Here is a 25,510-nt window from a genome sequence, read left to right on the forward strand (position 1 = left end):
TACCGTACAAAAAAGCAATTAAGTTTGTCCCGAATAGGTTATCTACCATATTTCCCCTATCACTGATAACGACTTACTCATTCTATAGTAAAACAACTGTCTTGCACATAGTTATAGTAATAATTATTTTTCATGCTAACAATTATAAAATACTGAATTCATGACACCTCTCTCTGTAAGCCTTATCGGATTATTTCTTGTTTTTGCGAACAAGTTTTACACTACTCATTTATGTAATCCCGAACAGAGGCCACACTATAAAGTTATGATTTAGAAGGATTATTACTAAAGCTGCAGAAGATATTGAGTAATCGGGATGGGATCAGTCATCAGAGCTAGGATTAGTCCATGCCTATAAAGCATTATGAATTAAGGTTTGTTCTAAATAAAGTAAGAAGGGTGTGTTCGTTTGAATTCTAATTTTGTTATTAAATTTGTTATAACATTTCTAGTTTTAATCAATGTAGTACATCTGGTACTTTTCAATGAGCCTAACTTTTCTTATCTGATATTACTAGGCATAGCTATAATTTTGGGCATAGTTCGAGTATTTTTTATGCAAAAAAAGAAAGCCAATAAATAATTTTATTAACTCAAGAAAAGTAAATACATTGTAATTATCTTGCTTATGAAGTTCTCGAGATCAACTGGATTACGAGATACAATTCATAAATTTACGGGGCACCATTTAGCAATCTCAATCTAGACGAAGTAAAAGATAGTATATATTTAGAACCACTTGTGTCACCAAATAACAAAATATCTATTGTCATAAATTTTTTCATACTCGTGAAACTGCTCTTAGCCTCTGATTCTTGCTTATGAACTTTCACTTAAAGAGTAATACCTTTCAATTTACAATATATCTCTATATTTAGAGAATACTTCACTAAAACATACTATTTTTAAAACTTGACTAAGTTCAAATATTTTCTTAATAAATCTATCTAACTATTTTCGAACGTAAAAAAAAGACGCTGCCAGCACATTATCTGCGGCAACGTCTTTTCACTGTTATTCTACCCTTGCGCCTTCGATTCACCAATGACTAGCAGATCCTTCACCACTACACTTACCATGATGAGTCCTGCGACTGGTGGAACGAATGCATTACTTGCAGGAGGTTGCTGTGCTTTACGTATCTCAGGTGCATTGTCAGGTACGATACGCTGGGTAACGTCCTCACGAGGTTTCATTGGTTCCTCGTCGGAGAATACAACCTTAACGCCCTTCTTAATACCATCCTTGCGCAGCTTAGTTCTTACGACGCGAGCGATCGGGTCCGTATGCGTCTTGGAAATATCCGCAACTTTGAATCTCGACGGGTCCATCTTGTTCGCTGCACCCATGCTCGAAATAACAGGAATGCCCCGCTCCAAACATTGTTTGATGAGATGAATTTTATAGATGATCGTATCCGAAGCATCTACAACATAATCAAGCTCATATTCAAACAGTTGCTCATAGGTTTCTTCCGTATAGAACATACGCAATGAAATGACATCACATTCAGGATTGATCAACTTAATACGATCACGCATCAGGTCAGCTTTCGGCTGACCTACCGTAGTCGTAAGCGCCATAATTTGACGGTTAATATTCGTAATATCGACAACATCTTTGTCGATTAATATAATGCGGCCGACGCCTGTTCTTGCCAGCGCCTCCGCTGCGATAGAGCCAACGCCGCCGATGCCGAGCACGGCAACCGTGCTCCTTTTCATCAGCTCAAGTCCCTCAGGGCCTATCGCCAGCTCAGTTCGTGAAAATTGGTGTAGCATAGGGCTGCCGTCTCCTTTTTACCTGGAACGTTATTTATCAGTGCCTTCAGCTGGAGCAGCAACTGCCGCTGCAGCTACTGGCTTAGGCTTAAGAACTGTACGAATATGAAGCTGCTCAAGCTGAGAAAGTTCAACTTCAGATGGCGCATCACATAGTAGATCCGTAGCACTCGCTGTTTTAGGGAATGCAATCGTTTCTCTTAGATTCGTGCGACCAGTCAGCAACATTACCAAGCGGTCAAATCCGAATGCAATACCGCCATGTGGAGGTGTTCCGTATTCAAATGCATCAAGCAAGAAGCCGAATCTTTCTTGCGCTTCTTCTTTCGAGAAACCAAGTGCTTGGAACATTTGCTCTTGAACTTCACGTTTGTAAATACGCATTGAACCGCCGCCAACTTCATATCCGTTCAACACAAGGTCATAAGCTTGTGCACGGATTTTGCCTGGATCAGTATCGAAGTAATGAAGATCTTCTTCGTTTGGACGTGTGAACGGATGATGTTCTGCAACGTAACGCTTCGCATCTTCATCCCAACCAAGTAGCGGGAAGTCAACAACCCAAGCAAATTTGAATTTGGAATTGTCGATTAGTTTAAGGTCACGACCAAGCTTCAGGCGCAAGTTGCCAAGAACATCTGCAACTACTTTTGCTTTGTCAGCCGAGAAAGTAAGCAAGTCGCCATCTTCAACTTGTAGACGCTCTGTAAGAGCAGCAATTTCTTCCGGCTTAAGGAACTTCACGATTGGACCGCGCCATTCGCCGTCCTTCACTTGAATCCAAGCAAGACCTTTACCACCGTAGCGAGCTGCAAACGGCTGTAGATCATCTAGTTCCTTACGGCTCCAGCTAGCGCAGCCTTTAGCGTTTAGTGCTTTAACAACACCACCGCCAGCTGCAACGCTTGCGAATACTTTCACGTCGCTGCTTGCAACGATATCTGTAATATCTTCAATTTCAAGACCGAAACGAAGATCTGGTTTATCTGAACCATATTTGTTCATTGCATCTGCATAAGTGATGCGTTGGAATGGAAGCTCTATTTCAACATTAATCGTCTCACGAAGCAATTTAGCAGACAACTCTTCCATCATACCAAGCAACTGATCTTGGGAAAGGAAAGATGTTTCAATGTCGACTTGCGTGAACTCAGGTTGACGGTCTGCGCGTAGATCCTCATCGCGGAAACAACGTGCGATTTGATAATAACGCTCAAGTCCACCTACCATTAGCAACTGCTTGAAAATTTGCGGCGATTGCGGCAAAGCGAAAAACTCGCCTTCATGCACACGGCTTGGTACCAAATAATCACGAGCGCCTTCTGGAGTACTCTTTGTCAAAATTGGTGTTTCTACTTCGATAAAGTTTTCGCCATCCAAGTAGTCACGGAATATTTTAGCTGCTTTTGAACGAAGCAACAACGTTTTTTGCATCTCAGGACGACGCAGGTCAAGGTAACGATATTTCAAGCGAAGGGATTCATCTACCTCTACTCCATCTTCGATTGGGAACGGAGGTGTTTTGGCTGCATTCAACACTTCGATTTCTGTTACGCGAATTTCGATCTCACCAGTAGCAAGGTTTGCATTAAATGTTTCCGGGTTACGTTCAACTACTTCACCTTTAACTGCAAGGACAAACTCGTTACGAGCGCGATCTGCAACAGCTAGAGCATCGCCTGAAAAATCAGGGTTGAATACAACTTGAACAATTCCTGTACGGTCACGCAAGTCAATAAACAATACGCCACCCAAATCGCGGCGACGTTGTACCCATCCGTTCAAAGTTACTGTTTGTCCTACTTCTGCTTTTGTTAATGTTCCGCAGTTATGCGTTTTTAGCATCGTCATGTATTATTCTCCTCGTCTCATTTTAATTGTATAGACTAAATGACTATTGATTAACCTTTAATCTCTTGAGCTATTGCTGTAAAAGCAACCATGCGTTGTTCACCTTTGGACATATCTTTAAGCGCTATTTCTCCACGAGCAATCTCGTCATCGCCCAAAATCGCTGTAAAACGTGCACCTAGACGATCAGCGGATTTAAGTTGTGCCTTCATCTTACGACCTTGATAATCACGTTCCGCTCGAATGCCTTGACGTCTTAGCTGATGCACCAGCTTAGTAGCTTCTCTGTCTGCTGCTTCACCTAATGCAACGATGTAAACATCAATTTCATTCAAATTAGGAAGCTCCGTTTGTTGGTGCTCCAGCAGCAATACTGCTCGCTCTAAGCCAAGCCCTAAACCGACGCCCGGCTGTTCTGGACCGCCAATGTCGGAAACTAAGCCATTGTATCTACCGCCGCCGCCAATCGTATCAATAGCGCCAATGCCTTCGGCTTTGTACTCAAATGCTGTGTGTGTATAGTAGTCCAATCCACGAACTAGACGGTGATTGATCGTGAACGGAATTTCCATATCAGTCAAGCTTTGCTTCACTTTCTCGAAGTGAATGCTGCACTCTTCATCCAAACTATCCAGAATGGACGGCGCATCAGTGAAGTGTTGCTGATCCACTTTGCAATCCAGCACACGAAGCGGGTTACGGTCAATACGAGATTGACAATCTTTGCAAAGAATCTCTCGCTTCGGCTCCAAAAATGCCAATAGCTTCTCCCTGAATGCCGCTCTCACAGCAGGCGTTCCAACCGAGTTGATTTCTACTCCTACTCCCTTAAGACCAATCTCAGTAAAAAACGTGTAGCCAAGAGCAATCACTTCTGCATCCAAAGCTGGCTCAACAGAACCAATCGCTTCTATGCCGAACTGGTGGAATTGACGATAACGTCCTGCTTGAGCACGTTCATAACGAAACATAGGTCCGACATAAAACAACTTACTTACTTCAGGATCGCCAAACAACTTGTTCTCCACATAGGAGCGTACAACACCCGCTGTTCCTTCAGGACGAAGCGTTAGACTGCGATCGCCGCGATCGATGAACGTATACATCTCTTTTTCGACAATATCCGTTGTTTCACCAACACCTCTGCGAAACAGGTCTGTCGACTCAAAGATTGGCGTACGAATTTCACGGAAGTTGAACCGTCTGCAAATGTCACGAGCTTTATCCTCGATGAATTGCCATTTCTCAACTGAACCTGGCAAAATATCCTGTGTTCCAGGTGATTTTTGAAATTTCATAACAATACCTCCTCACTTATTCCTTCACAAATGATTCCTATACCTATTTTTGAAAACAAAAAACTCCCGCTCCTAACGGCATCGCCGTAGGGACGAGAGTATATCTCCCGTGGTACCACCCACATTCCGAGTGGTTCAATCAAACTAGAACACTCGCTTCAAAACGGGTAACGTCCGTTATACGCAGTACAGCTAGTGAGGAGGTTCGTCGCATAAAGCGTCGTTCTGCCGTTCGCCGTCTGTTCTCAGGGAGGTCTTTCATTCTACCGGTATAAGGATGCTTGCAGCCAATTGGCATCCCTCTCTGTGTATCACGTGTAAAATTACTTCTTCCCGTCAATGAATCTCTATTTAATTATTCTGATTGTTAATTTTACTCGGCGATTGGAGGAAAGTCAAGAATTGAAATGTCGAAAGGTGCGGATTCCACTAATAACCTCCTAAAGACAGAAAAAAACCTGCAAACTCGTTGCAGGTCCAAAATAAATTATATTTTTAAAAAGGGGGTCGAGTTTTATTATAGGCTAGCCATGTTAATAGAACGTTATAGAATGATTACAAAAAGATTACAAATTAGAAAGCGTTTTAATAATTTGTTCGATAAAGTAGGGTCAGGGCTTATAGCCCTGACAATAATGATCTACTCTCCAAAACCTGCACGACGAGAAGGCTCACGCTTTCCTTCCCATTCCTCAGCCGCTTCCATGTTTGTATCGATCTCAGCAATTATTCGAGCTTCTCTGCGATCGGGATTAAGCAAAATGTTTGAAGAACGTTCAAGCCCTTGCTCTTTCCTAGATTGATGCATCGCTGGCATTCCTCCAACAAGAGTTTCCACATGAAAGACACTAAGTCATTTCCCATGTGGCTTATTCTTATTGTTTCCAGCAACGATAATCCTAAGCGCCGCTTTCCAAAATGATCGTTACTGGACCCCAATTGGTCAGTTGCACGTCCATCATTGCACCGAATATTCCTGTCTCAACCTGTAATCCAAGCTGACTGAGAGCATTATTAAATGCGTCATACAATTCTTTCGCCTGCTCTGGCTTTGCAGCTGCCATAAAGTTAGGTCTTCTCCCTTTACGGCAATCAGCGTACAAAGTGAATTGAGATATGGACAAAATTGATCCGCCAACATCCTGAACTGAGAAATTCATTTTTTCGGATTCATCCTCAAAAATTCTAAGACCTGCAATTTTGTCAGCCATCCAACGTACATCCGACATCGTATCTTCATGCGTAATGCCAACGAGCAAAACTAAGCCACTCTGGATCTCGCCAGTCACAATGCCATCGACAGTAACTTTTGCGCCTTTGCTTCTCTGCACAACAACCTTCAATGAATAACTCTCCTCTATTGCATGATGCGCTGGACGGAATAAACATCCTGTACACGTTTAATCTTCTCTACAACCGCTGACAAATGTTCAATATTACGAATCAGAACGGTCATATGGATGAGAGCCATCTTCGTTTTTACAGAACGACCAGTCACAGCCGAAATGTTCGTTTTGCTCTCCGATACGGCCTGCAGCACCTCGTTTAAGAGGCCTCTCCGATCATGGCCGGTAATTTCGATATCAACGCTGTAGTTGGCCTCAATAGATTCTTCCCACTCCACCTCGATAACACGTTCTGCTTCTTCATCATCCGTTCCGAATGGAATGTTTAAACAATCCATTCTATGAACGGAAACACCGCGACCTCGAGTAATATAACCGACAATGGAATCACCTGGAACCGGATTACAGCAACGGGCAAATCGAACAAGGAGATTATCAACACCTCTAACCGTTACACCATGATTCGGCCTGTTTTTACGATTAGAAGCCTTAATTTCTTTCTTTTCACCGTTAAGCTCGATAAGATTCGCTTCTTCTGCTTCCCTGCGCATCTTTTCTGTTAATTTGGTACAGATCTGAGCAGCTGTAATGCCGCCGAAGCCGATTGCAGACATCATATCTTCCGTATCGTTAAAGGCGAACTTCCCAGCAGCTTCCTGAAGTTTATCTTCTGACAAAAATGCTGACGGCTCAAGTCCCAACCGTTTAAGCTCTCGCTCTAACAGATCACGGCCTTTCGCAACATTCTCATCTCGCTTCTCTTTCTTAAACCATTGTCTAATCTTACTCCGAGCATGGGAGGACTGAGCAATTTTCACCCAATCCTGACTCGGTCCGTAAGAATGTTTTGATGTCAAAATTTCTACGATATCACCGGTTTTGAGCTTATGATCTAACGGTACAATTCGGCCATTCGCCTTCGCGCCTATTGTACGGTTCCCGACTTCGGTATGAATTCGATAAGCAAAGTCAAGCGGAACAGAACCAGCCGGAAGCTCGATAACTTCGCCGCTTGGAGTAAATACGAATACAAGATCAGCGAAGAAGTCCATTTTGAGTGATTCCATAAATTCGGAAGCATCACGTGCTTCGTGCTGCAGCTCCAAAATTTCTCTAAACCATGACATCTTATCTTCAAAGTTGCCATCAGGTACGATCATGCCTTCTTTATACGCCCAATGCGCGGCAATCCCGTATTCCGAAGTGCGATGCATCTCCCATGTACGAATCTGAACTTCCGTCGGTTCGCCCTTTGGTCCAATAACTGTCGTATGCAACGACTGATACATATTAGCCTTCGGCATTGCAATATAATCTTTAAACCTGCCAGGCATCGGTTTCCATAGAGTATGGATAATACCGAGTGTTGCATAACAATCCTTTATATTATCAACAATGATCCGAATAGCAAGCAAATCATAGATTTCGTTAAATTGCTTGTTGCGGGCCGTCATTTTTTTGTAAATGCTATACAAATGTTTCGGCCTTCCAGAAATATCACCTTCGATACCCATTTCATCAAGTTTTTCCCGAATCCTTAAAATAACGTCATCGATAAACTGCTCGCGCTCCGCTCGTTTTTTCTTCATCAGATTGGCAATGCGGTAATACTGCTGCGGATTAAGGTAACGAAGTGCAATATCCTCCATCTCCCACTTGATAGCCGATATACCAAGTCGATGAGCGATAGGACAGAAGATTTCCAACGTCTCATATGCAATTCTCCGCTGAGACTCCTCTGATTGATATTTCAATGTACGCATATTGTGCAAACGGTCAGCAAGTTTGATAAGTATTACTCGAATATCTTGTGCCATTGCTACAAACATTTTGCGGTAATTTTCGTTTTGTTGCTCTTCCTTAGATTGAAACCTTATTTTCTCAAGCTTGGTCAGTCCGTCAACAAGCATGGCACAAGTTTCGCCAAATTTCGCGCGGACGGTCCCCAAATCAACCGTCGTATCTTCAACAACATCATGAAGAAGCGCTGCGATTATCGACAGCACGTCCATACCCATATCCACCAATATGTCTGCAACCGTCACAGGATGCAAAATATAAGGTTCTCCCGATTTCCGCACTTGTCCGTGATGGGCTTGCTCTGCGAAATCATAGGCTTCCTTGATGCGTATGAGGTCCTGCTCTTTCATATAGACGGATGCCTTCTCAAGTAACTGCTCTATGCCCATGAAACGTCCCTTTCCAAGCGTAAACGGTTAACGCCATCTTTTTCTCTTCCAAATGTAACCGCTTATACCTAATGCTTGCACATCGGTTAGCGGATTTCCGTTCAGACATTTTCCGAGTTTTCTAATATTATGCCTTTAACTAAGCCGCCCCGTCAACTTCCATAATAAAAAATGAGCCGCCAGCTTCATCCCGTCACTAGACGCGATAACAAATGGCGGCTCTTATTTAATGACTTAAAGAGCGGTTATCTTTATTCATATGTCATAAGTGAGAACAATTCGATGCCATCTAATTTCTCACGGCCATTCAAATATAAAAGCTCAATTAGGAATGCTGCGCCTACCACTTCTCCACCAAGCTGGCGAATAAGGTTCATCGAAGTAGCAATTGTTCCACCTGTAGCAAGTAGATCATCAGCGATCAAGACACGCTGGCCTGGGCTGATTGCATCTTTATGCATAGCAAGCTGATCATTACCATATTCCAAGTCATAACTTGCTGAAATTGTCTCACCAGGAAGTTTGCCACTCTTACGAATTGGAGCAAAACCAACGCCTAATGCAAGCGCAAGCGGAGCGCCAACAACGAAGCCACGAGCCTCTGGACCTGCAATAACATCAATTTGAAGATGTTCTACAGCAGCTCTCATCTCTTCAATAACAGCACGATATGCCGGACCATCCTTTAACAAGGTCGTAATATCTTTAAAGCGAATACCTGGCTGTGGGAAATCCGGTATAACGCGAATGTAATCTTTGAAATTGTAAGTGACTTTGGACACGATGGGTCAACCCTTTCTTTACGTACAAAATAATCTGTTCTTTAAATTGGTACATGAGAACGATCAGAACGTTCCTTAGCAGCGCAGTAACACTGCGAAGATGTTAATTCACGCTTCTCAGGTGAAGAGACAGCATTGAAGCTACCATCCTTTATTTCGATAAACTTCAACTCTTCGAATACGTCAAGCATAAGCCGTACTGCATCTGCCGTCAAGCCGATTTGCTCTGCCAGTTTTTCTGTCAATCCATATAGTGGTGCTTGACCTATTCTTCGCAGCTGCTGATATACGATTCCAAACTGTTCACGATTTGGAAATTCAGGTAGCGGAGCTGGCTCATAGTGAAGATCATGTAATTGCAATTGAGGCTTTTTTTGCCCATTCCATTCATTAATGGAAAGCTCACCGATAATATCAATAGCACAACCTTTATGAAGTCTAACCGCCATATCACCCTTGCCAAAGGCAATCACATCAAGAAGCTTCCTACCACTTCCAATAGCAAGCTTCAAATGTTTGGCTTCCTTACCGATTGCTCGTTTATCTGCCAGCTCTGCTCCTTCGAACAGCAGCCTTGGAGCTCGGTTGCCTATTCCGAATGGCTCTAGAAGAGCAAGCTGTGTAATCGTCTCAATGCTGGCATCTTCCAATGTGCATTGAATATCAATAGCAGTTCTAGGAATCCAGTCCTCTTCACTTAGCCAATCGATCGCTAATTGAGACATGCGAGCTTCCAATTGCTCCAAATGATCACGGTGCAAAGTCATACCTGCCGCCGCCTGATGACCACCGTAATGATCCAGCAAAGATTCGCACTCCGTCAATGCAGCATGTAGGTCAAAGCCTGCAATCGAACGAGCCGACCCTTTGCACATCCCTGTTTTTTCATCAATTCCAAAGATGACAACCGGTTTATAATGACGTTCCAGCAGTTTCGAAGCAACAATACCGATAACTCCGACATTCCAGCCCTCTGCCCCCAATATAATAACTGCCGGCTCTGCATCACCAGTAGCAACTAGCGCTTCCCGCTTTGACTGCCACTTATCTTCGGCTTCCTTCACTATCGTTTCAACAATTCTCTGGCGTTCTTTGTTGAGATTATCTAAACCAATGGCCTGAAGAATGGCAACATCATAATCGGGTGTGGTCAGCATCTCCACAGCTCGCTTGGCATGATCCAACCTGCCCGCGGCATTCACACGAGGTGCCATACCGAATGCAATGCTGGTAGATGTTAACGCATCTAACTCTAGTCCTGTAACTTCTGCTAATGCGCGGAATCCAATGCTCGGATCGTTTCGCATTTTCTCTAGTCCGTAACGAACCAAAATTCGATTTTCATCAACTAGCGGCATCAAATCTGCTACTGTACCTAGACTGACAATGTCCGTAAGATCTAAAGGTGGACGATTAAGCAAGGCTGTAGCGAGCTTGAAGGCAACACCAACACCTGCTAATCCTTTAAACGGGTAAGTACAATGCTCTTGTTTAGGATTTATAATGGCAAAAGCATTTGGAAGCACTTCAGGCGGCTCATGATGATCAGTCACGACGACATCTATTCCTAATTGCCTTGCGTATTCGATTTGATCATACGCACTTATACCAGTGTCAACGGTTACAATTAACTTAACACCAGCATCCGCTGCTTGTTTAATTGCATTGATGTTGAGCCCATAACCTTCGATAGCGCGATGTGGAATATAATAGTCGAAATTCAACTTCATTTCGCGAAACACATGAACAAGCAATGATGTACTCGATACTCCATCAGCATCATAATCGCCATAAATGCGTATTTTTTCACCATTGTCGTTAGCCGTTTGAATACGATCAACAGCTGACTTCATCCCATGTAATAAGTAGGGATCATGAAGCAACTCTTCACCGCCATAAAGAAATTGACGAGCGCTGAGTTGCTCTCTAAAGCCCCTTTGAACGAGCAAACGGGTTACTAAAAGCGGTAACCCCAGTTCCTTGCACAGTTGTTGAGAAGCTTGCTCTTCGGCGTCCCCCCAAGTTGCAACATCCCACCGGGTTGTTCTATGGATCATCAGGTCAACTCCCTTTCTGCTGTCGTACTTTTTATTGCAGCAGTGTCGGCATCTGCTCCTGATTTAGTTCATGATTAGATTTATACGGATATCCCGGGTCATAAGGTTCGACATAAATCGAAACATCAGAAAGATGCAAGAAGCGATGCATCAATAACAACTTGACCTTCTTTGCAATTTCTTGTCCTTCTAAAACTGATATACGCGGATTCACACTAATAACAACTTCCGCAATTACATAATGTCCATGCTCCTTAGCACGGAGTGATTGTACAGTAACGACGCCTTCTACACGTTGAATAACCTGCATCAGTTCATCTGCAGATTCTTCAATAACCGTTTCCTTGCGTCTTCTACGAACACTCCGAAGCAGATCGTCCAACACGTTTTCCCATAAGCGTTTCCTGCTTGCAGGATACTTCTTCACGTCTCGCTGTCTGGTTGACATTTGTACCTCCTACAAGGTTTTGCGCAGCAAAACCTACTTCGTAAGCATTATCCTAAGGTTTTGCGCAGCAAAACCTACTTCGTAAGCATTATCCTAAGGTTTTGCACAGCAAAACCTACTTCGTAAGCATTAACGCTACTCCATTATGGAGTAGCGTTTGTAGCAACTTTTGGCTTCGGCTTATGATTACGTTTCAACAAGTACCACAATGGACTTGCAATAAAGATCGTGGAGTAAGCTCCACTAAACAAACCGATAAGAAGTGCTAGACAGAACATTTTGATAGATGGACTTCCAAGAAGGAATATACATAGCGTTACAATAACAACCGTCAAAACGGTATATAAGTTCCTTGCCATTGTCTGCCAAATACTCGCATTAACCAATTCTGCTAATTGGCTGTGACTTTTAATTGACGCAAACCGCTGATTCTCACGAATTCGGTCAAAAATAACGATCTTATCATTGATAGAATATCCAAGTGTTGTTAGCACTGCAGCAATAAAAGGAAGATCAACTTCAAAGCGGAAGATCGAGAATACCGCAACTACAACGAAGCTATCATACAAAATAGAAATATTAGCTGCTAATGCAAAACGCCATTCAAAACGAACCATCACATAAAGCATAATTCCGAAGCTCGCAACCAATATTGCCCAGATGGTTTTAATGCCTAATTCGCGGGCAATATCAGGTGAAACTACATTTACCTCTGCAGAAATATCATTTCCAAACTTAGACTTCAATACGTCTAACACTTTATTAGATTGATCTTGATTCAGGACATCGTCAAAACGAATAGATATCCGATCGTTATCCGTTCCTCCTACAGTATGGGCAGCATTGCCATGACCTGCAGACGTCAACGCTTCAGTTACTTCAGCCTGAGTAATTGATTTACCTACGGATACATCCATATTGGAACCCGCTTTAAAATCGACTCCCAAATTCAATTGAAATAACAATAGCGATAAAATACCAGCGATCGTTAGAACGATAGAGAAAGTGAAAAATTTGTTGCGATTTCCTACTACATCATATCGAATCTTTGTATTATAGTTCACGAATTTCACTCTCCTTCACACCATAGTAGCTCGGTTTCATAAACTTATTGCTCCGAACAAGCAGTGTCATCAAGAAGCGAGCGAAGAATATGTTCGTTAAGATACTAACAAGAATACTGAAAATCATCGTAAGAGCAAAACCTTTAATAGCACCATCACCGATAACATAAAGTACTCCGCTGGCAATAATACTCGTAATATTCGCATCCATTATTGTACGGAACGAGTTTTTGGAACCTGCTTTTAGAGAAGAGAACATACTTTTACCACTGCGAATCTCTTCTTTAATGCGCTCTGCAGTAATAATGTTGGCATCAACCGCCATACCTACACCAAGAACAAATGCCGCAATACCTGGCAATGTCAACGTTGCATTCATCAAATTTTGTACAAGGATTAGCAACCATGCATAAGTGATAATTGTAATAGATGCCACAGCACCTGGAACTCGGAAAATAACAACCATAAACACAAGAACGATAAGCGAGCCGATTATACCAGCTGTAACGGTATCTTTTAACGATTCCATACCTAGCTTAGCGCCAACGCTTTGGGTATATTTTTCCTCTAGCTTAAGTGGAAGTGAACCCATATTGATGAGATCGCGCAATTCCTTAGCTTCATCCAACGTACCATCTGGACCAAGTCCGATTTGAGCAGTTTCACTACGAATTTCCTGCTCAACTCTAGGGCTGGAAATTTCCTCTTCATCCAAATAGATAGCTAAATATTGACCAATCAAACCTTTTGTAATATCGCCAAATTTATTGGCATCCTTTAACTGGATCGTGACGATAGGTTCATTCAATGGACCCGTTACAACGGCTGCACCATTTTCTTTAAAATCTGTACCGGTCAGCATAATTTTACCGTCTGGTGCACGGAAAGTTAAATTAATTGGTTTCGATAACAATTCACGAACTGCATTTTCATCCTCTACTCCCGGAAGCTTAACGCGAATTCGATTTTTTCCCTCTGTCGTAATTTCAGGCTCTACCAGTCCTGATGCATCAATCCGCTTCTGTAAACTTTGAGCAGTCTGCTTCAATGATTCTGGCGTTACAGCTTGACCTCCCTCATACGGCGAGGCTTCAAACAACACCTCAAATCCGCCCTTCAGGTCTAGGCCTAACTTAACATCTTTCAGTATTGCTGGGCTTGTCCCAACGATTACGGCGAACACGACAACCACGACCGCAAGGAAGGCAACTATTCTCTTCCCGAACATACGTATTAATCCCCCTTATGATCTCAATATGCCTATTATACAGATGCAGTAAAAACGAGTCAAAAAGAAAGAACCCAATTCATTTAGAATGGGTTCCCTTTATATGCGCTCATCGTCATAAAATTCATGAATTGAGTTACCTTGAGTGAGAGGATGTCGTTAACTAATTGATGTAGTTCTGGCTGTCCTGTCTTCACATATTTGGCATTTACGCACTCCCATACTTCCTTACCAGTAACGTGCTCATAACCGATTAATCTAAATTCCTCGGCTTTGCTCTGACATAACTCCTCAATCGTTGCAGCTAATTCTTCGTCCGACATGCCACACCTCCTCGTTTGCAATGCTGTTCCATACGTATTCGATACCTAGTATTCATTCTCCTGCACTATAAAAATCCTTGAGCAAAAATGACAGACATGGAAAGGGACATGCTGAGCATAAAGTGATAATAAGGCATGTACAGATGAAGTCGCCCGGTCTATCTAAAAGGAGATGAGGTCGTCAATTATGACGAAGCAAACATTTATTAAAGGAGCTATGATTCTGCTCGCCGCTGGCATCATCAATCGCCTACTCGGCTTTGTGCCTCGAATAGCACTTCCTCGAATTATTGGAGCGGAAGGCGTTGGACTTTATCAGCTTGCCTATCCCTTCCTTATTGTTATGTTAACGATCATTACGGGAGGAATTCCTCTTGCTATCGCCAAGTGGATCGCTGAGGCTGAATCACAAGGTAATTCAAGGCAAGTAAAACATATTTTCCGTACTGCAATGATTTTGACAATCACTATTGCTACTGTATTAACTATTGTTATGTTATTATTTGCACCATTTATTATTAGGCATGTGCTGCCAGATGCACGTGTTTACCGCGCATTTTTAATGATGACTCCACTATTGCTTATTATCGGGGTTTCTTCTGTGTATCGGGGTTATTTTCAAGGTAAACAAAATATGATTCCTAGCGCTGTATCACAAATTACTGAAACTGTTATTCGAATCATCGGTTCGCTTTTCTTAGCTTACTTCATGTTGCCGTACGGATTAGAGTGGGCAGCGGCAGGCGCTATGCTCGGCGTAGTTGCAGGCGAGGTTGGAGGATTAGCTGTTATGCTGTGGAAATATAAACGTGAAAAAAAACCGATCCATTTCGAAGTTGATTCAGGGACACAAGGGGCTGCTGTAACATCAAAGCCTATTTTAAAACGATTGCTTGGATTGTCTATCCCTGTCACAGCCAGTAAGATGGTTGGCTCAATTTCATACTTATTGGAATCTATCTTCACCGCCCGCAGCTTAGCTGCTGCTGGAATTGTAACGAGTGTCGCTACTTCGCAATACGGTGCATTGCAAGGAATGATCATTCCATTGCTTTTACTTCCTACTGCACTCACATCTTCATTAGCCGTATCACTCATTCCATCCCTTTCGGAGGCTGCTGCAAGAGGAGATAAAGCGCTCATACACAAAAGACTACATCAATCTATGCGGCTTGCTTTAGTATCTGGAGCACCATTTGTTGTCGTCATGACATTGTTCGCTGAACCATTATGCCGAATGATTTACGCACATACAGAGATCGCTCCTATGTTGCAGTGGATGGCTCCGATCGGTATATTTATTTACTTGCAGGCACCGCTTCAAGCAGCTTTACAAGCTTTGAATAAACCAGGCACGGCTCTTATGAACACATTCATAGGCGCAGCAGTTAAATTAATATTAATCGTCCAATTAGCATCTGATCCCGATTTAGGCATTTATGGTGCTTTAATCGCCATTAATGTTAATGTAGTGCTAGTTACAATTCTACATGGCATCAGCGTAATGCGATTCATCGGTTTCCGCATGAATATACTTGATTTCTTGAAAGTGGGGGCAGCTATGATCATTATGGGAGCAGCAGCGTCTTGGATAATGAATCAGATGCCCCTACCAAAAGAATGGATCAATCTCCTGTTAGCTTGTGCTGTCGGCACAATTGTGTATCTTCTTCTTATGGTCTTAATGCGAATTATCGATCGTTATGACATGGCGCGTATTCCATGGCTTGGAACCTTGTTTAAGTAAGTCTCCTTTGATTGACATCTACAAACAATCTCCCTTTGTGATCAATCGTGCAAAGAAATACTTCTTTAAAGTCGGTAACTTTCTGTTCTTGAAGTACATTTTTTAACCAAAATCTGGTTTTTTCAATCTTTTCCAAATTTTCATCTTGTACTTTACCGTCCATAATAAGGGGAATCGGCAATATTTCATAGCGGTAGCCTATCGGTATAATCTTCTCGCGTGCGGAAGTAGATGCAGCTTGGGTTGCGACTCCTCCGGTTTCCTCCGCTTTTTCTCGTGGAATGACAGACAGCTTGCCGCTTGTTTCCAAAATCGCGAATTCAACATCAGCTACTGACGTAATTTTGTTCTCCCTAAGCTGTAACATTAAATCGTCAAGATTATAACGTTGCTTACGCATAACATCCCTATTTATTTTCCCTTTGGCAATAATGACACTGGGTTTTCCATCAAATAGCAATCGGAGCTTACGATTATTCATGGAAATCATGGCGGTACTTATTTGGATGAGCAACAAAACAACCATTGGAACTATTCCATCCCACATCGGTCGATCTGTATCTTCAATAACAATAACCGCTATTTCCGCAACCATAACCGAAATGACGAGATCGAGCACAGAAAGCTTGCCGATCTCCCGCTTTCCCATAAACCGCATGATCAAAAATACAACGATGTATATAACCGTCGTTCGGATCAACAGGCTCCACGTTTCCAAGTGGTAAGCGCCTCCTCGAAAGTAGCAAATTGACTGGTCAGCCAGCCTTAAACTTGTAAAGGTATTCTGACCTCCTACAGTGTTCATCATACGAAATCAAAGGCGTGAATTTATGGCAATTCCTAATTGATGACAGACACTATTTCACATATAACCTGTACTATTCCATTAAGCTTGACCATATGGTTAAGTAATACATTCAATTTGATAGACCAACAAAATAGTGTTAGGAGGAATAGGATGAGCTCCATCAAGCAAGCCCCTAAACTGCCAATTATTGGTTCACCATTATTGGCGGGAGTTGTTTTTTCGTTAATATGGCTGGCCATTGGTGCGCTGCTGCTTTCATTCATGTTACATCTTACAAATATGAAGGAAAGTGAATTAGGTACATATGCTCTATTTGTACATGCCTTTTCAGCTCTAGCAGGAGGTTTCACCTCAGGCAAACGCTCCGAACGCAAGGGATGGTACAATGGCGGCGTTCTCGGTTTACTTTATGGCATCATTGTAATCATCGTTAGCTTCTTAGCTGCTGATGCTACCTTCTCTTGGGACAGTGTCACAATGCTTGGGTCTGCACTGCTATCTGGTGCGCTTGGCGGCATGGTAGGAGTTAATTTAAAACGATGAACAAATTCTTTCAACCAGGGCAATAGTGTATTGCCTAGGTTGAATCATCAGTAGTTATTATGCAGCAAAAAAAGGCCGGCAGAATAATCTGCCGGCCTTTCTCTATGTACCATTATTCAGTTGCCGCTGGTGCAGATGCGGAGATCGCATTGACCGCGCTGCGCTCAAACGTCATTTTTGTTGTATCGTTTACACGAATAACAACTGTATCATCAGCAAGTTCCACGACAGTGCCATGCAAACCGCCAATTGTCGTAATTTTGTCGCCTTTTTTAATCTGATTTAGCATTGCAGTACGCTGCTTTTGTTTCTTCTGTTGTGGACGAATAAGCAAGAAGTAAAATACTGCGAACATAAGAATGAACGGCCAAATCATGTTAAAAATACCGGCTGCGCCAGTAGCAGGCTCAGCTGCTTGTAGTATCGACATCGATTTCACCCCTTTCAAAATCCTTTATCGTTATCATTAAGGCCATACGTCGCAAAGAAAGAATCCCGGAAATCGAGAAGTCGGTCTTCCATAATCGCTTGACGCACATCCCTCATGAGTTGGAGCAAAAAGTGTAAATTATGATACGTCGTCAATCGAATTCCGAACGTTTCATCAGCCTTCAGCAAATGTCTAATATACGCTCGGGAATAGTTTTGACATGTGTAGCATGAGCAGTTCGGGTCCAAAGGACCAAAGTCTTCTGCATACTTCGCATTGCGAATGACAAGTCTTCCGTTGCTCGTCATGGTTGTCCCATTTCTAGCAATTCGAGTAGGCAATACGCAATCGAACATATCAATTCCTCTGATGGAGCCTTCTATAAGCGCATCCGGTGAACCAACACCCATTAAATACCGCGGCTTGTCCGCAGGAAGTATAGGAACCGTGTAATCCAACACATCATACATCAGATGCTTAGGCTCACCTACACTTAATCCTCCAATAGCATACCCCGGGAAATCCATGGAAGTCAAATCTTTAGCGCTTTGAATACGCAAATCTTTGTGCATCCCACCCTGTACAATTGCAAACAGGGCTTGGTCATCTGGACGAGCATGTGCTTTAAGGCATCTCTCAGCCCAACGCGATGTACGCTCTGTCGATTGTTTCACATATTCGTATTCAGCAGGATAAGGTGGACACTCGTCAAATGCCATCATAATATCTGGTCCAAGAGCATTTTGAATTTCCATCGCTACTTCGGGTGACAGGAACAACTTATCGCCATTTAGATGTGAGCGGAAGTGAACACCTTCCTCTGTAATTTTACGCATCTCGCTTAAGCTGAACACCTGAAATCCGCCGCTGTCTGTAAGAATTGGTCGATCCCAATTCATAAACTTGTGCAGGCCGCCAGCACGCTTTACAATGTCATGGCCAGGACGAAGAAACAGATGGTACGTATTACTCAAAATAATATGAGCATCCATAGCTTTTAGTTCTTCAGGGCTCATCGTTTTCACTGTTGCCTGTGTGCCTACTGGCATAAAGGTTGGTGTTTCGATAATACCGTGAGGTGTATGAACGCGGCCTAGCCGAGCTCCCGATTGTTTACATTGCTTTATAAATTCATATTTTACAGCCACGATTCACGCTTCCATTCTACTTAGTTAGTATATAAACATTGCATCCCCAAAACTAAAGAAACGATATTCCCGTTCTATTGCTTCATGGTAGGCCTTCATAACTTCATCTCTGCCAGCAAGCGCACTTACAAGCATAACCAACGTCGACTTTGGCAAATGGAAGTTAGTCAACAACGCGTTTACCAGTTTAAAAGTATAACCCGGGAAAATAAATATAGAAGTCCAGCCGCTGCAAGCTTCAATTGCTCCATTTTCGAATCTTGAAGCTACTGTTTCTAGTGTCCGTGCAGAAGTAGTTCCAACTGCAACGATACGAGCACCATTTCTTTTTGCTTCATTAAGAATGTTAGCTGTACTTTTATCCAGTTCATAATATTCGGCGTGCATTTCATGCTCCTCAACCGTATCTACGGACATTGGACGGAAAGTCCCTAGACCTACATGCAGCGTCACATAGGCTAGCTTTACCCCTTTTTTCTCTAACCTATCAAGGAAAGCTTCTGTGAAGTGCAGTCCTGCTGTGGGAGCAGCTGCTGAACCTTCATGACGGGAATATACCGTCTGATAGCGCTCCCTTTCATCTAGCCGTTCCTTAATATATGGCGGAAGGGGCATCTCTCCTAGACGATCAAGAAGCTCTTGGAATATGCCTTCATAGCGGAAGCGGATAATTCGTGAGCCCATCTCACCAAGCGATTCAATTTCTGCCGTCATAAGAGGCTCGCCGTTACCATTATCGCCAAATGCGATGATCGTCCCTATCTTTAGACGTTTAGCTGGCTTAGCCAGCGTCTCCCACCGATCGTCTCCAAGCTGCTTTAAGAGTAGCAGCTCCGCTTTTGCTCCAGTGTCGCTTTTCATCCCTACAAGTCTAGCCGGTATAACTCTTGTATTGTTTAATACAAGCACATCTCCAGCATGTAGCCCTGCTTCCAAATCTGTAAATACACCATGTTCGATATCTCCGCTATTTTTATTCAACATAAGCAGCTTAGATGCTGTTCTCTCTTGCAGCGGAGTTTGTGCAATCAGTTCTTCCGGTAAGTCGAAATTAAACCATTCTACATTCATATCGTCGCAATCATTCCTTAGCTATGGTTATCCCGTTATAATAGTATTTCAAAATATATTGATAGTCATACCCTTGTTGAGCAAGAGAGAGCGCACCGTACTGGGATAAACCAACCCCATGTCCGTAGCCAGTCCCTTTAAATTGAAAAGCAGCTTCCTTTGTAGCAACTCTCACATTTTTATTGCCGTCAAGCACATACAAATGCTCATCGCTCCATGCAGCAGATTTCCCACTTACACCCATTACATAAAGCTTACGTGTGTTATCCACTCTCGTGCTTTTTGCTTCTTCTGCTCCTTGCATTACGATTTTAGCTGTTTCTTCAATATTAAACAATGTACTTGGTAATGATCCACCATGTCCCAAAATAGATCGAATACTATCTGGGGATGATATTTTCAAAATTTGACCATTTACCTTTAATTCAATTGCTCTGCCCGAAATACCTCTGCCACTAACTTCAATGGATGTAATAGGAGCAGTCAGCTTAGGATTAACACGTGCATTTATTGTAGTCAAAAGCTCATTATGTGTAAATGGACCTCTCACCCAGTTCATTGGGTTAGATTCGATTATTTTCTCTAACGCAATCACTTTTGAGCCCTTTTGCAACTGAGCTACGACTGGCACAGTATCCTGAATAACAGGATGTCTACGTATGTTCGTTCCGTCAGTCGTTATTTCTAGAATAGCACTGCCTGCTTCCGTTTTGTTTCCAGTATCCTTCACAAGATCTTCACGGATATAACCAAGCAGACCGTTCGGCAGCACTATCCGATACCAGTTAAGCAATCCCGCTTGTGCTGAATCATCAGTACTTGTTACAGATTTTAAATAGGGAATTTCATTCCTCCAAACATCAACAGCATCAGCCGTTTTCCCCCCACCATTTGACGAAAAAACAGCTTCGATTACTTTGCCATTGTAGAGTGCAACTTCTCCGTTCGTTGCGTCTACTGCAGCAGTGGAAGTAGGTTTCTCCACTCCTGAGCCATAATAGGCCTGACTTAACGTTGTGTCTACTACATGGGCAATTTGGAACCCAAAACCTTTGTTGAGTGCATATGAACGGGCGGCGACGGCTTGCGCCTTAAGCGCTTCTATCGGCCAGCTTGGATACATCTCTATCGCTACAACGGAATATAAATACTGTTCGAACGGAAGTTCGTTAACGACTGCTAGCTTACCATTTAGAACACTAAGCTCAAAATTACCACGATATGTACGTTTACTTCTTTCGAGCAAACCAATTGTTTCGGTTCCAGCAGGAGATATCCATAACTTCATATCGTTCGCAGGGAACAAATAAAGATCATTTGAGCTATTTCCCTTTGCACTTAGCGAATGATCATTCCGTAGCAGCATATGTCTAGAGTCTTTAGCAACCGCCTTAAGTGCTCCTCCATTTGGAAGACTTGCGGCAGCTGTCTTAATCTTGGCTAACTCATCCTCTGTAATTGCTGAACCAACCATAACAGAGTATGCTGCTCCTCCCTTTGCATTCGCTCTTAATGCAATGTATGCATCAAGCCCCACACCGCCAAATGCGTCGACAGTTGCTTGCGCAGCTGCTTTGTTCTCTAGCTGGGGAGTTTCCAAATGCAAGGGACCTCGTAGTGTTGGCTTGTAACCTGCAACTAGTGCTGCAAGCTTTGTATCTGTACTCCAACGACTGATAGCTGCATTACCTTCTGCAACAGACATATACGCTCCCTCAGAAACTTGAAACTGAAGGACGCCACTTTTTATAGATGAGGTTAAATAAGCCGATCCTTTGAGTGCAACGATATGTCGATACACTGTAAGAGCAACGTTAAAATCGCTTGATTCTAACACATTTACCTTATAATCATCTACAGCAAAACGAACTTGTTGTGAAGCTGGAACTGTAAACCAGCTCTGTACGCCAGCTGGCTCACGAGCGCCAATACTCATCCCACCTGGAGAGTGGAGAGTAGCTGCTGGTGTATTTGAAGTATACTTGCCCGGTATCTGCATAAACAATCCTACTCTAATGGTGTCCAAGACTGGAACAGCAGCGCGCGAGGGCTGTACCGACCAGATCGACACAAGCATCATCAGTACAATAGATGTTAACGTCAGTCGTTTAATTGACCCTTTGTAATACATTATTGAACTCCTTCCTATTCTGGTTATTCATGATGTATGGGTTACTGTCGTTTCGGAAGTGGCAATCCCAAATGGTTATAAGCACTATCTGTTGCTATTCTGCCTCTTGGAGTACGCTGTAGAAATCCGATCTGCATTAAATATGGCTCATACACATCTTCAATCGTTTGACTTTCTTCCCCAATCGTCGCTGCAATTGTATCAAGTCCCACAGGTCTTCCAGAAAATGTCGTCATCATGGCATGGAGCATCTTATGATCGATATGATCAAGACCCATTGGATCTACTTGAAGCAATTCGAGCGCCGAACGAGCAATTTCATGCGTAATAACTCCGTCTCCCCGCACCTGAGCAAAGTCGCGAACACGCTTAAGTAAACGATTCGCTATTCTAGGCGTTCCCCGAGAGCGCATAGCAATCTCTAAAGCAGCTTCTCCTACAGTGGCAACGTTCAAGATTTCGGAAGCTCGCGATACGATGAATGCCAGTTCATCAATTGTATAAAACTCAAGACGGCTTACAACACCAAATCGATCACGCAGCGGAGCAGACAGCTGTCCCGCTCTCGTTGTTGCGCCGATTAGTGTAAATGGTGCTAGATCAAGACGAACTGATCGTGCACTTGGTCCTTTTCCGATCATAATATCAAGAGCAAAGTCTTCCATAGCAGGATATAAAACTTCCTCTACTGTACGATGAAGTCGATGAATTTCGTCAATAAAAAGGACATCGCCTTCTTGAAGATTCGTTAAAAGTGCAGCAAGATCTCCAGGTCTTTCAATGGCTGGACCTGATGTTGTCCTTAAGTTAACACCAAGCTCATTGGCAATAATGTTGGACAATGTTGTTTTCCCAAGTCCCGGAGGGCCATATAACAAAACATGATCCAGTGCTTCTTTCCGCATCTTAGCGGCTTCAATATAGATCGTTAAATTTTCTTTGGCTTTCGTCTGTCCGATATATTCTGCCAAATAACGCGGCCGCAAACTAAGCTCAACCGCTTGTTCATCCATCATAAGGTTCGCGGAAATGATTCGATCGTCCATAACAATAAGTCTCCTTTCCGTTACCCTTTAAACAACTGCTGTAATGCTCGCTTCATAAGCGAGTCTACCGTTTCATCAGCTGTGACGCTTTCTTTCAAGCTATTCCAAGCTTTGTCCAGCTCAGCTGCTGTGTATCCCAAAGCAGAAAGTCCATCACGCGCCTCTTGCCACGCAGTTCCCGCTCCTTCACCTTTGCCGCTGCTTCCTGGCAGTTCGATAGGAATTCCAGCAGCCGATAATAATCCTCCATCCAAGCCTGCACCGATAAGCTTATCTTTTAGATCTAAAATCATTCGTTGCGCTGTTTTCTTACCTATCCCAGGAAGTTTCGTTAAGAACGCAATGTTCTCTTGCTGAATAGCAGCAATAATCGTCTCAGGTTTGCCGGCAGACAAAATGCCTATAGCAACACGCGGACCTATGCCAGAAACTTCTAGCAACTTGCGGAATAACGTCTGTTGCTCTCTAGATTCAAATCCATACAATAAAATAGCATCTTCTCGTACATGATGATGAATATATACAGTAACTGCCCCATCCTTGCCAGCAAATGCATAAGGACTTGGAGTAAACACGCGATAACCAATATCTCTAACATCCAAAACAATAAATTCGGATTCCATATGTACAACAGGACCTCGCAAAAAATCGATCATGAACGGGTCACCTCATCTATTTTTTGTTTCATAACGGCTGAATGAGCATGACAAATGGCAACAGCAAGAGCATCTGCTACATCATCAGGCTTCGGAATGGCGGATAGCCTAAGAAATACCTTTACCATCTCCTGTACTTGCCGTTTCTCAGCTTTGCCGTAGCCGACTACTGATTGTTTCACTTGTAATGGTGTATATTCTGCAACGATCAAACCCCGCTGGGCAGCCGCCAAAATAATAACTCCTCGCGCTTGTCCTACAGCAAAAGCAGTAGATACGTTCCGATTAAAAAACAGCTTCTCGACAGCAACCGCTTCTGGCTTATAACGATCCATCAATGCGCCTGCTGACTCGTAAATTTGTACAAGACGCTCCTCCGGCGGTGTGTGGGCCTCCGTCTGAATCGCACCATATTGTACCGGGGTGAGCTTATGCCCAACTTTGTCGATAAAACCAAAGCCAGCAATAGCTATGCCGGGGTCAATTCCTAGAATACGCAAAACGCCAACTCCTAACTTCACATCAAGCAAATACCTACAGAAATGATCAAATGAATAGGGTAATATTATGAATGCCTGTCCTCCATTATAACAAAAGTTACCGAGAATGAGAACGGACGTTTGATAGTAATGTGAACGAAAGCAGAAAGAGCCGCCCATGGAATGAACGACTCTTTATCATTTAATCTATTTAATGACCTATTGCTTCTAATAGGCTTGTTTCATCGTCTTCTCGCTTTGCTGGAGTGCGTAGTCGCTAAATGTCGATAACACACTATTATATTCATCAATATCACTTACTCGGATGCCTTGAGTCAACTGGTCTAATTGATCATGCGGCAAACTGCTTTCCATAAAGTGAATATCTAACTGAAAAAATGTACGCATCACTTTCTCTTCCTTTGGTATTCCGTCGAATAACGAGAAGTTTCCACTTTTATCAACTCCGAAATACGCATGGCTCTTACAGTGATTCGACAAATCGTAAATCCTTTGCTCTAGCATTACCGTTTTCCCATCCTCTTGTAGAGTAGCACTCCACTCAGGATGCTCCTGCAACATACCCATAACATCTTCAGATGCCATTTCACCAAGCGGTTCTGTTTCTTCTCCACAGACGAAAATACGTTGCAGTACGACGAAAACAGCGGCCCTATTATCCTGTAGCTTCTGACTAACAGATGGCTGATCTGCATCATTGCTTGTTGTTGTCTTAATGAGCTTAAATGAGTTTCCTGTCATGCTGTCCTTACGTAGATCCCCGTTTGCATGTGCAATTCCCGACATAAATAAAGTCACAGCACCGATGCTCGCTAACAAAAAGAGCGATATTCCACCAAGTTTCCAAAGTGAGCGGCGTTGCCGGCGAATTCGTCGTTTCAATTGCTTCCACAGGCTGAATATCATCATGAGGAAGACCCCTTCATTGCGTTTTATGATAGTGTGCTCCAACTTTACATAATTATTCAAGGCATAATTGTGACGTTGGATGATAATGGAGGGCTTTGAGGAATTGTATTCTCCCACACTTTTCATTTTACTTTAGAAATTTGTACAAGCAGTT

General features: G+C 42.9%; 23 protein-coding genes. 2 read left to right on the forward strand and 21 right to left on the reverse strand.

The window, feature by feature from the left end:
- Nucleotides 1-1,019 precede the first annotated feature (1,019 nt).
- The 12 genes from MFF31_RS00385 to MFF31_RS00440 form a co-directional block, all read right to left on the reverse strand.
- Nucleotides 1,020-1,781, reverse strand: a complete 762-nt coding sequence (locus MFF31_RS00385; protein ID WP_238186206.1) for a tRNA threonylcarbamoyladenosine dehydratase — start codon at nt 1,779-1,781, stop codon at nt 1,020-1,022.
- A 30-nt stretch (nt 1,782-1,811) separates the two neighbouring features.
- Nucleotides 1,812-3,626 carry an aspartate--tRNA ligase gene (gene aspS, locus MFF31_RS00390; protein WP_238188428.1) on the reverse strand — a complete coding sequence of 605 codons (1,815 nt, stop codon included), beginning with the start codon at nt 3,624-3,626 and terminating at the stop codon, nt 1,812-1,814.
- Between the two features lie 56 nt (nt 3,627-3,682).
- Entirely contained in the window at nt 3,683-4,930 is a 1,248-nt protein-coding gene (gene hisS / locus MFF31_RS00395; protein WP_238186207.1) for a histidine--tRNA ligase, read from the reverse strand.
- Between the two features lie 640 nt (nt 4,931-5,570).
- On the reverse strand, nt 5,571-5,738 hold the full coding sequence (locus tag MFF31_RS00400) for a hypothetical protein (protein WP_238186208.1): 168 nt from the start codon (nt 5,736-5,738) through the stop codon (nt 5,571-5,573).
- Nucleotides 5,739-5,829: 91 nt separating this feature from the next.
- Nucleotides 5,830-6,273, reverse strand: a complete 444-nt coding sequence (gene dtd, locus MFF31_RS00405; RefSeq protein WP_238186209.1) for a D-aminoacyl-tRNA deacylase — start codon at nt 6,271-6,273, stop codon at nt 5,830-5,832.
- A gap of 14 nt (nt 6,274-6,287) precedes the next feature.
- Nucleotides 6,288-8,465 carry a RelA/SpoT family protein gene (locus tag MFF31_RS00410; protein ID WP_238186210.1) on the reverse strand — a complete coding sequence of 726 codons (2,178 nt, stop codon included), beginning with the start codon at nt 8,463-8,465 and terminating at the stop codon, nt 6,288-6,290.
- A 251-nt stretch (nt 8,466-8,716) separates the two neighbouring features.
- The gene (locus tag MFF31_RS00415; protein ID WP_238186211.1) at nt 8,717-9,247 is read right to left on the reverse strand and encodes an adenine phosphoribosyltransferase; all 531 of its coding nucleotides are present in this window, start codon (nt 9,245-9,247) and stop codon (nt 8,717-8,719) included.
- A 41-nt stretch (nt 9,248-9,288) separates the two neighbouring features.
- Complete coding sequence (gene recJ, locus MFF31_RS00420; protein WP_238186212.1) at nt 9,289-11,304, reverse strand: single-stranded-DNA-specific exonuclease RecJ; 2,016 nt, start codon at nt 11,302-11,304, stop codon at nt 9,289-9,291.
- Nucleotides 11,305-11,335: 31 nt separating this feature from the next.
- Nucleotides 11,336-11,752, reverse strand: a complete 417-nt coding sequence (locus MFF31_RS00425; RefSeq protein ID WP_238186213.1) for a cation transporter dimerization domain-containing protein — start codon at nt 11,750-11,752, stop codon at nt 11,336-11,338.
- A gap of 143 nt (nt 11,753-11,895) precedes the next feature.
- A complete protein-coding gene (secF, locus tag MFF31_RS00430; RefSeq protein ID WP_238186214.1) occupies nt 11,896-12,816 on the reverse strand; it encodes a protein translocase subunit SecF in 921 nt (306 codons plus the stop codon).
- Complete coding sequence (secD, locus tag MFF31_RS00435; RefSeq protein WP_238186215.1) at nt 12,806-14,044, reverse strand: protein translocase subunit SecD; 1,239 nt, start codon at nt 14,042-14,044, stop codon at nt 12,806-12,808. The genes secF and secD overlap by 11 nt, the downstream gene beginning before the upstream one ends.
- An 83-nt stretch (nt 14,045-14,127) precedes the next feature.
- Nucleotides 14,128-14,367, reverse strand: coding sequence for a post-transcriptional regulator (locus tag MFF31_RS00440; RefSeq protein ID WP_238186216.1), 240 nt, complete (start codon nt 14,365-14,367; stop codon nt 14,128-14,130).
- Nucleotides 14,368-14,554: 187 nt separating this feature from the next.
- On the opposite strand from MFF31_RS00440, the gene spoVB reads away from it, so the two are divergent.
- Nucleotides 14,555-16,114: a stage V sporulation protein B gene (gene spoVB / locus MFF31_RS00445; RefSeq protein ID WP_238186217.1), complete on the forward strand. Its 1,560-nt coding sequence runs from the start codon at nt 14,555-14,557 to the stop codon at nt 16,112-16,114.
- Here the strand turns inward: spoVB and MFF31_RS00450 are convergent.
- Complete coding sequence (locus MFF31_RS00450; protein WP_238186218.1) at nt 16,107-16,832, reverse strand: DUF421 domain-containing protein; 726 nt, start codon at nt 16,830-16,832, stop codon at nt 16,107-16,109. The genes spoVB and MFF31_RS00450 overlap by 8 nt on opposite strands.
- 240 nt (nt 16,833-17,072) lie before the next feature.
- Between MFF31_RS00450 and MFF31_RS00455 the strand changes: the two genes are divergently transcribed.
- Nucleotides 17,073-17,465, forward strand: coding sequence for a TIGR04086 family membrane protein (locus tag MFF31_RS00455; RefSeq protein ID WP_238186219.1), 393 nt, complete (start codon nt 17,073-17,075; stop codon nt 17,463-17,465).
- A 112-nt stretch (nt 17,466-17,577) separates the two neighbouring features.
- Here the strand turns inward: MFF31_RS00455 and yajC are convergent, their stop codons facing one another.
- The 8 genes from yajC to MFF31_RS00495 form a co-directional block, all read right to left on the reverse strand.
- Complete coding sequence (yajC, locus tag MFF31_RS00460; protein WP_238186220.1) at nt 17,578-17,895, reverse strand: preprotein translocase subunit YajC; 318 nt, start codon at nt 17,893-17,895, stop codon at nt 17,578-17,580.
- Between the two features lie 14 nt (nt 17,896-17,909).
- Nucleotides 17,910-19,046: a tRNA guanosine(34) transglycosylase Tgt gene (tgt, locus tag MFF31_RS00465; RefSeq protein ID WP_238188429.1), complete on the reverse strand. Its 1,137-nt coding sequence runs from the start codon at nt 19,044-19,046 to the stop codon at nt 17,910-17,912.
- A gap of 21 nt (nt 19,047-19,067) precedes the next feature.
- Nucleotides 19,068-20,114 carry a tRNA preQ1(34) S-adenosylmethionine ribosyltransferase-isomerase QueA gene (queA, locus tag MFF31_RS00470; protein ID WP_238186221.1) on the reverse strand — a complete coding sequence of 349 codons (1,047 nt, stop codon included), beginning with the start codon at nt 20,112-20,114 and terminating at the stop codon, nt 19,068-19,070.
- Between the two features lie 10 nt (nt 20,115-20,124).
- Nucleotides 20,125-22,245, reverse strand: coding sequence for a SpoIID/LytB domain-containing protein (locus MFF31_RS00475; RefSeq protein WP_238186222.1), 2,121 nt, complete (start codon nt 22,243-22,245; stop codon nt 20,125-20,127).
- A 41-nt stretch (nt 22,246-22,286) separates the two neighbouring features.
- Entirely contained in the window at nt 22,287-23,291 is a 1,005-nt protein-coding gene (gene ruvB / locus MFF31_RS00480; protein ID WP_238186223.1) for a Holliday junction branch migration DNA helicase RuvB, read from the reverse strand.
- 20 nt (nt 23,292-23,311) lie between these two features.
- Complete coding sequence (gene ruvA, locus MFF31_RS00485; protein ID WP_238186224.1) at nt 23,312-23,947, reverse strand: Holliday junction branch migration protein RuvA; 636 nt, start codon at nt 23,945-23,947, stop codon at nt 23,312-23,314.
- The gene (gene ruvC, locus MFF31_RS00490; RefSeq protein ID WP_238186225.1) at nt 23,944-24,447 is read right to left on the reverse strand and encodes a crossover junction endodeoxyribonuclease RuvC; all 504 of its coding nucleotides are present in this window, start codon (nt 24,445-24,447) and stop codon (nt 23,944-23,946) included. The genes ruvA and ruvC overlap by 4 nt, the downstream gene beginning before the upstream one ends.
- Nucleotides 24,448-24,654: 207 nt before the next feature.
- On the reverse strand, nt 24,655-25,356 hold the full coding sequence (locus tag MFF31_RS00495; RefSeq protein ID WP_238186226.1) for a BofC C-terminal domain-containing protein: 702 nt from the start codon (nt 25,354-25,356) through the stop codon (nt 24,655-24,657).
- Nucleotides 25,357-25,510 lie beyond the last annotated feature (154 nt).

The sequence above is a fragment of the Paenibacillus sp. L3-i20 genome, assembly GCF_022180385.2.
In the GTDB taxonomy this organism is placed as follows: Bacteria; Bacillota; Bacilli; order Paenibacillales; family Paenibacillaceae; genus Pristimantibacillus.

Excerpts from the sequence above, each read along its gene's own strand:
- MFF31_RS00385 (WP_238186206.1), bottom strand. The coding sequence starts at position 1,781 with ATGCTACACCAATTTTCACGAACTGAGCTGGCGATAGGCCCTGAGGGA.
- aspS (WP_238188428.1), bottom strand. The coding sequence starts at position 3,626 with ATGCTAAAAACGCATAACTGCGGAACATTAACAAAAGCAGAAGTAGGA.
- hisS (WP_238186207.1), bottom strand. The coding sequence starts at position 4,930 with ATGAAATTTCAAAAATCACCTGGAACACAGGATATTTTGCCAGGTTCA.
- MFF31_RS00400 (WP_238186208.1), bottom strand. The coding sequence starts at position 5,738 with ATGCATCAATCTAGGAAAGAGCAAGGGCTTGAACGTTCTTCAAACATT.
- MFF31_RS00410 (WP_238186210.1), bottom strand. The coding sequence starts at position 8,465 with ATGGGCATAGAGCAGTTACTTGAGAAGGCATCCGTCTATATGAAAGAG.
- recJ (WP_238186212.1), bottom strand. The coding sequence starts at position 11,304 with ATGATCCATAGAACAACCCGGTGGGATGTTGCAACTTGGGGGGACGCC.
- MFF31_RS00425 (WP_238186213.1), bottom strand. The coding sequence starts at position 11,752 with ATGTCAACCAGACAGCGAGACGTGAAGAAGTATCCTGCAAGCAGGAAA.
- secD (WP_238186215.1), bottom strand. The coding sequence starts at position 14,044 with ATGTTCGGGAAGAGAATAGTTGCCTTCCTTGCGGTCGTGGTTGTCGTG.
- MFF31_RS00440 (WP_238186216.1), bottom strand. The coding sequence starts at position 14,367 with ATGTCGGACGAAGAATTAGCTGCAACGATTGAGGAGTTATGTCAGAGC.
- spoVB (WP_238186217.1), top strand. The coding sequence starts at position 14,555 with ATGACGAAGCAAACATTTATTAAAGGAGCTATGATTCTGCTCGCCGCT.
- MFF31_RS00455 (WP_238186219.1), top strand. The coding sequence starts at position 17,073 with ATGAGCTCCATCAAGCAAGCCCCTAAACTGCCAATTATTGGTTCACCA.
- yajC (WP_238186220.1), bottom strand. The coding sequence starts at position 17,895 with ATGTCGATACTACAAGCAGCTGAGCCTGCTACTGGCGCAGCCGGTATT.
- queA (WP_238186221.1), bottom strand. The coding sequence starts at position 20,114 with ATGAATGTAGAATGGTTTAATTTCGACTTACCGGAAGAACTGATTGCA.
- MFF31_RS00475 (WP_238186222.1), bottom strand. The coding sequence starts at position 22,245 with ATGTATTACAAAGGGTCAATTAAACGACTGACGTTAACATCTATTGTA.
- ruvB (WP_238186223.1), bottom strand. The coding sequence starts at position 23,291 with ATGGACGATCGAATCATTTCCGCGAACCTTATGATGGATGAACAAGCG.
- ruvA (WP_238186224.1), bottom strand. The coding sequence starts at position 23,947 with ATGATCGATTTTTTGCGAGGTCCTGTTGTACATATGGAATCCGAATTT.
- MFF31_RS00495 (WP_238186226.1), bottom strand. The coding sequence starts at position 25,356 with ATGATGATATTCAGCCTGTGGAAGCAATTGAAACGACGAATTCGCCGG.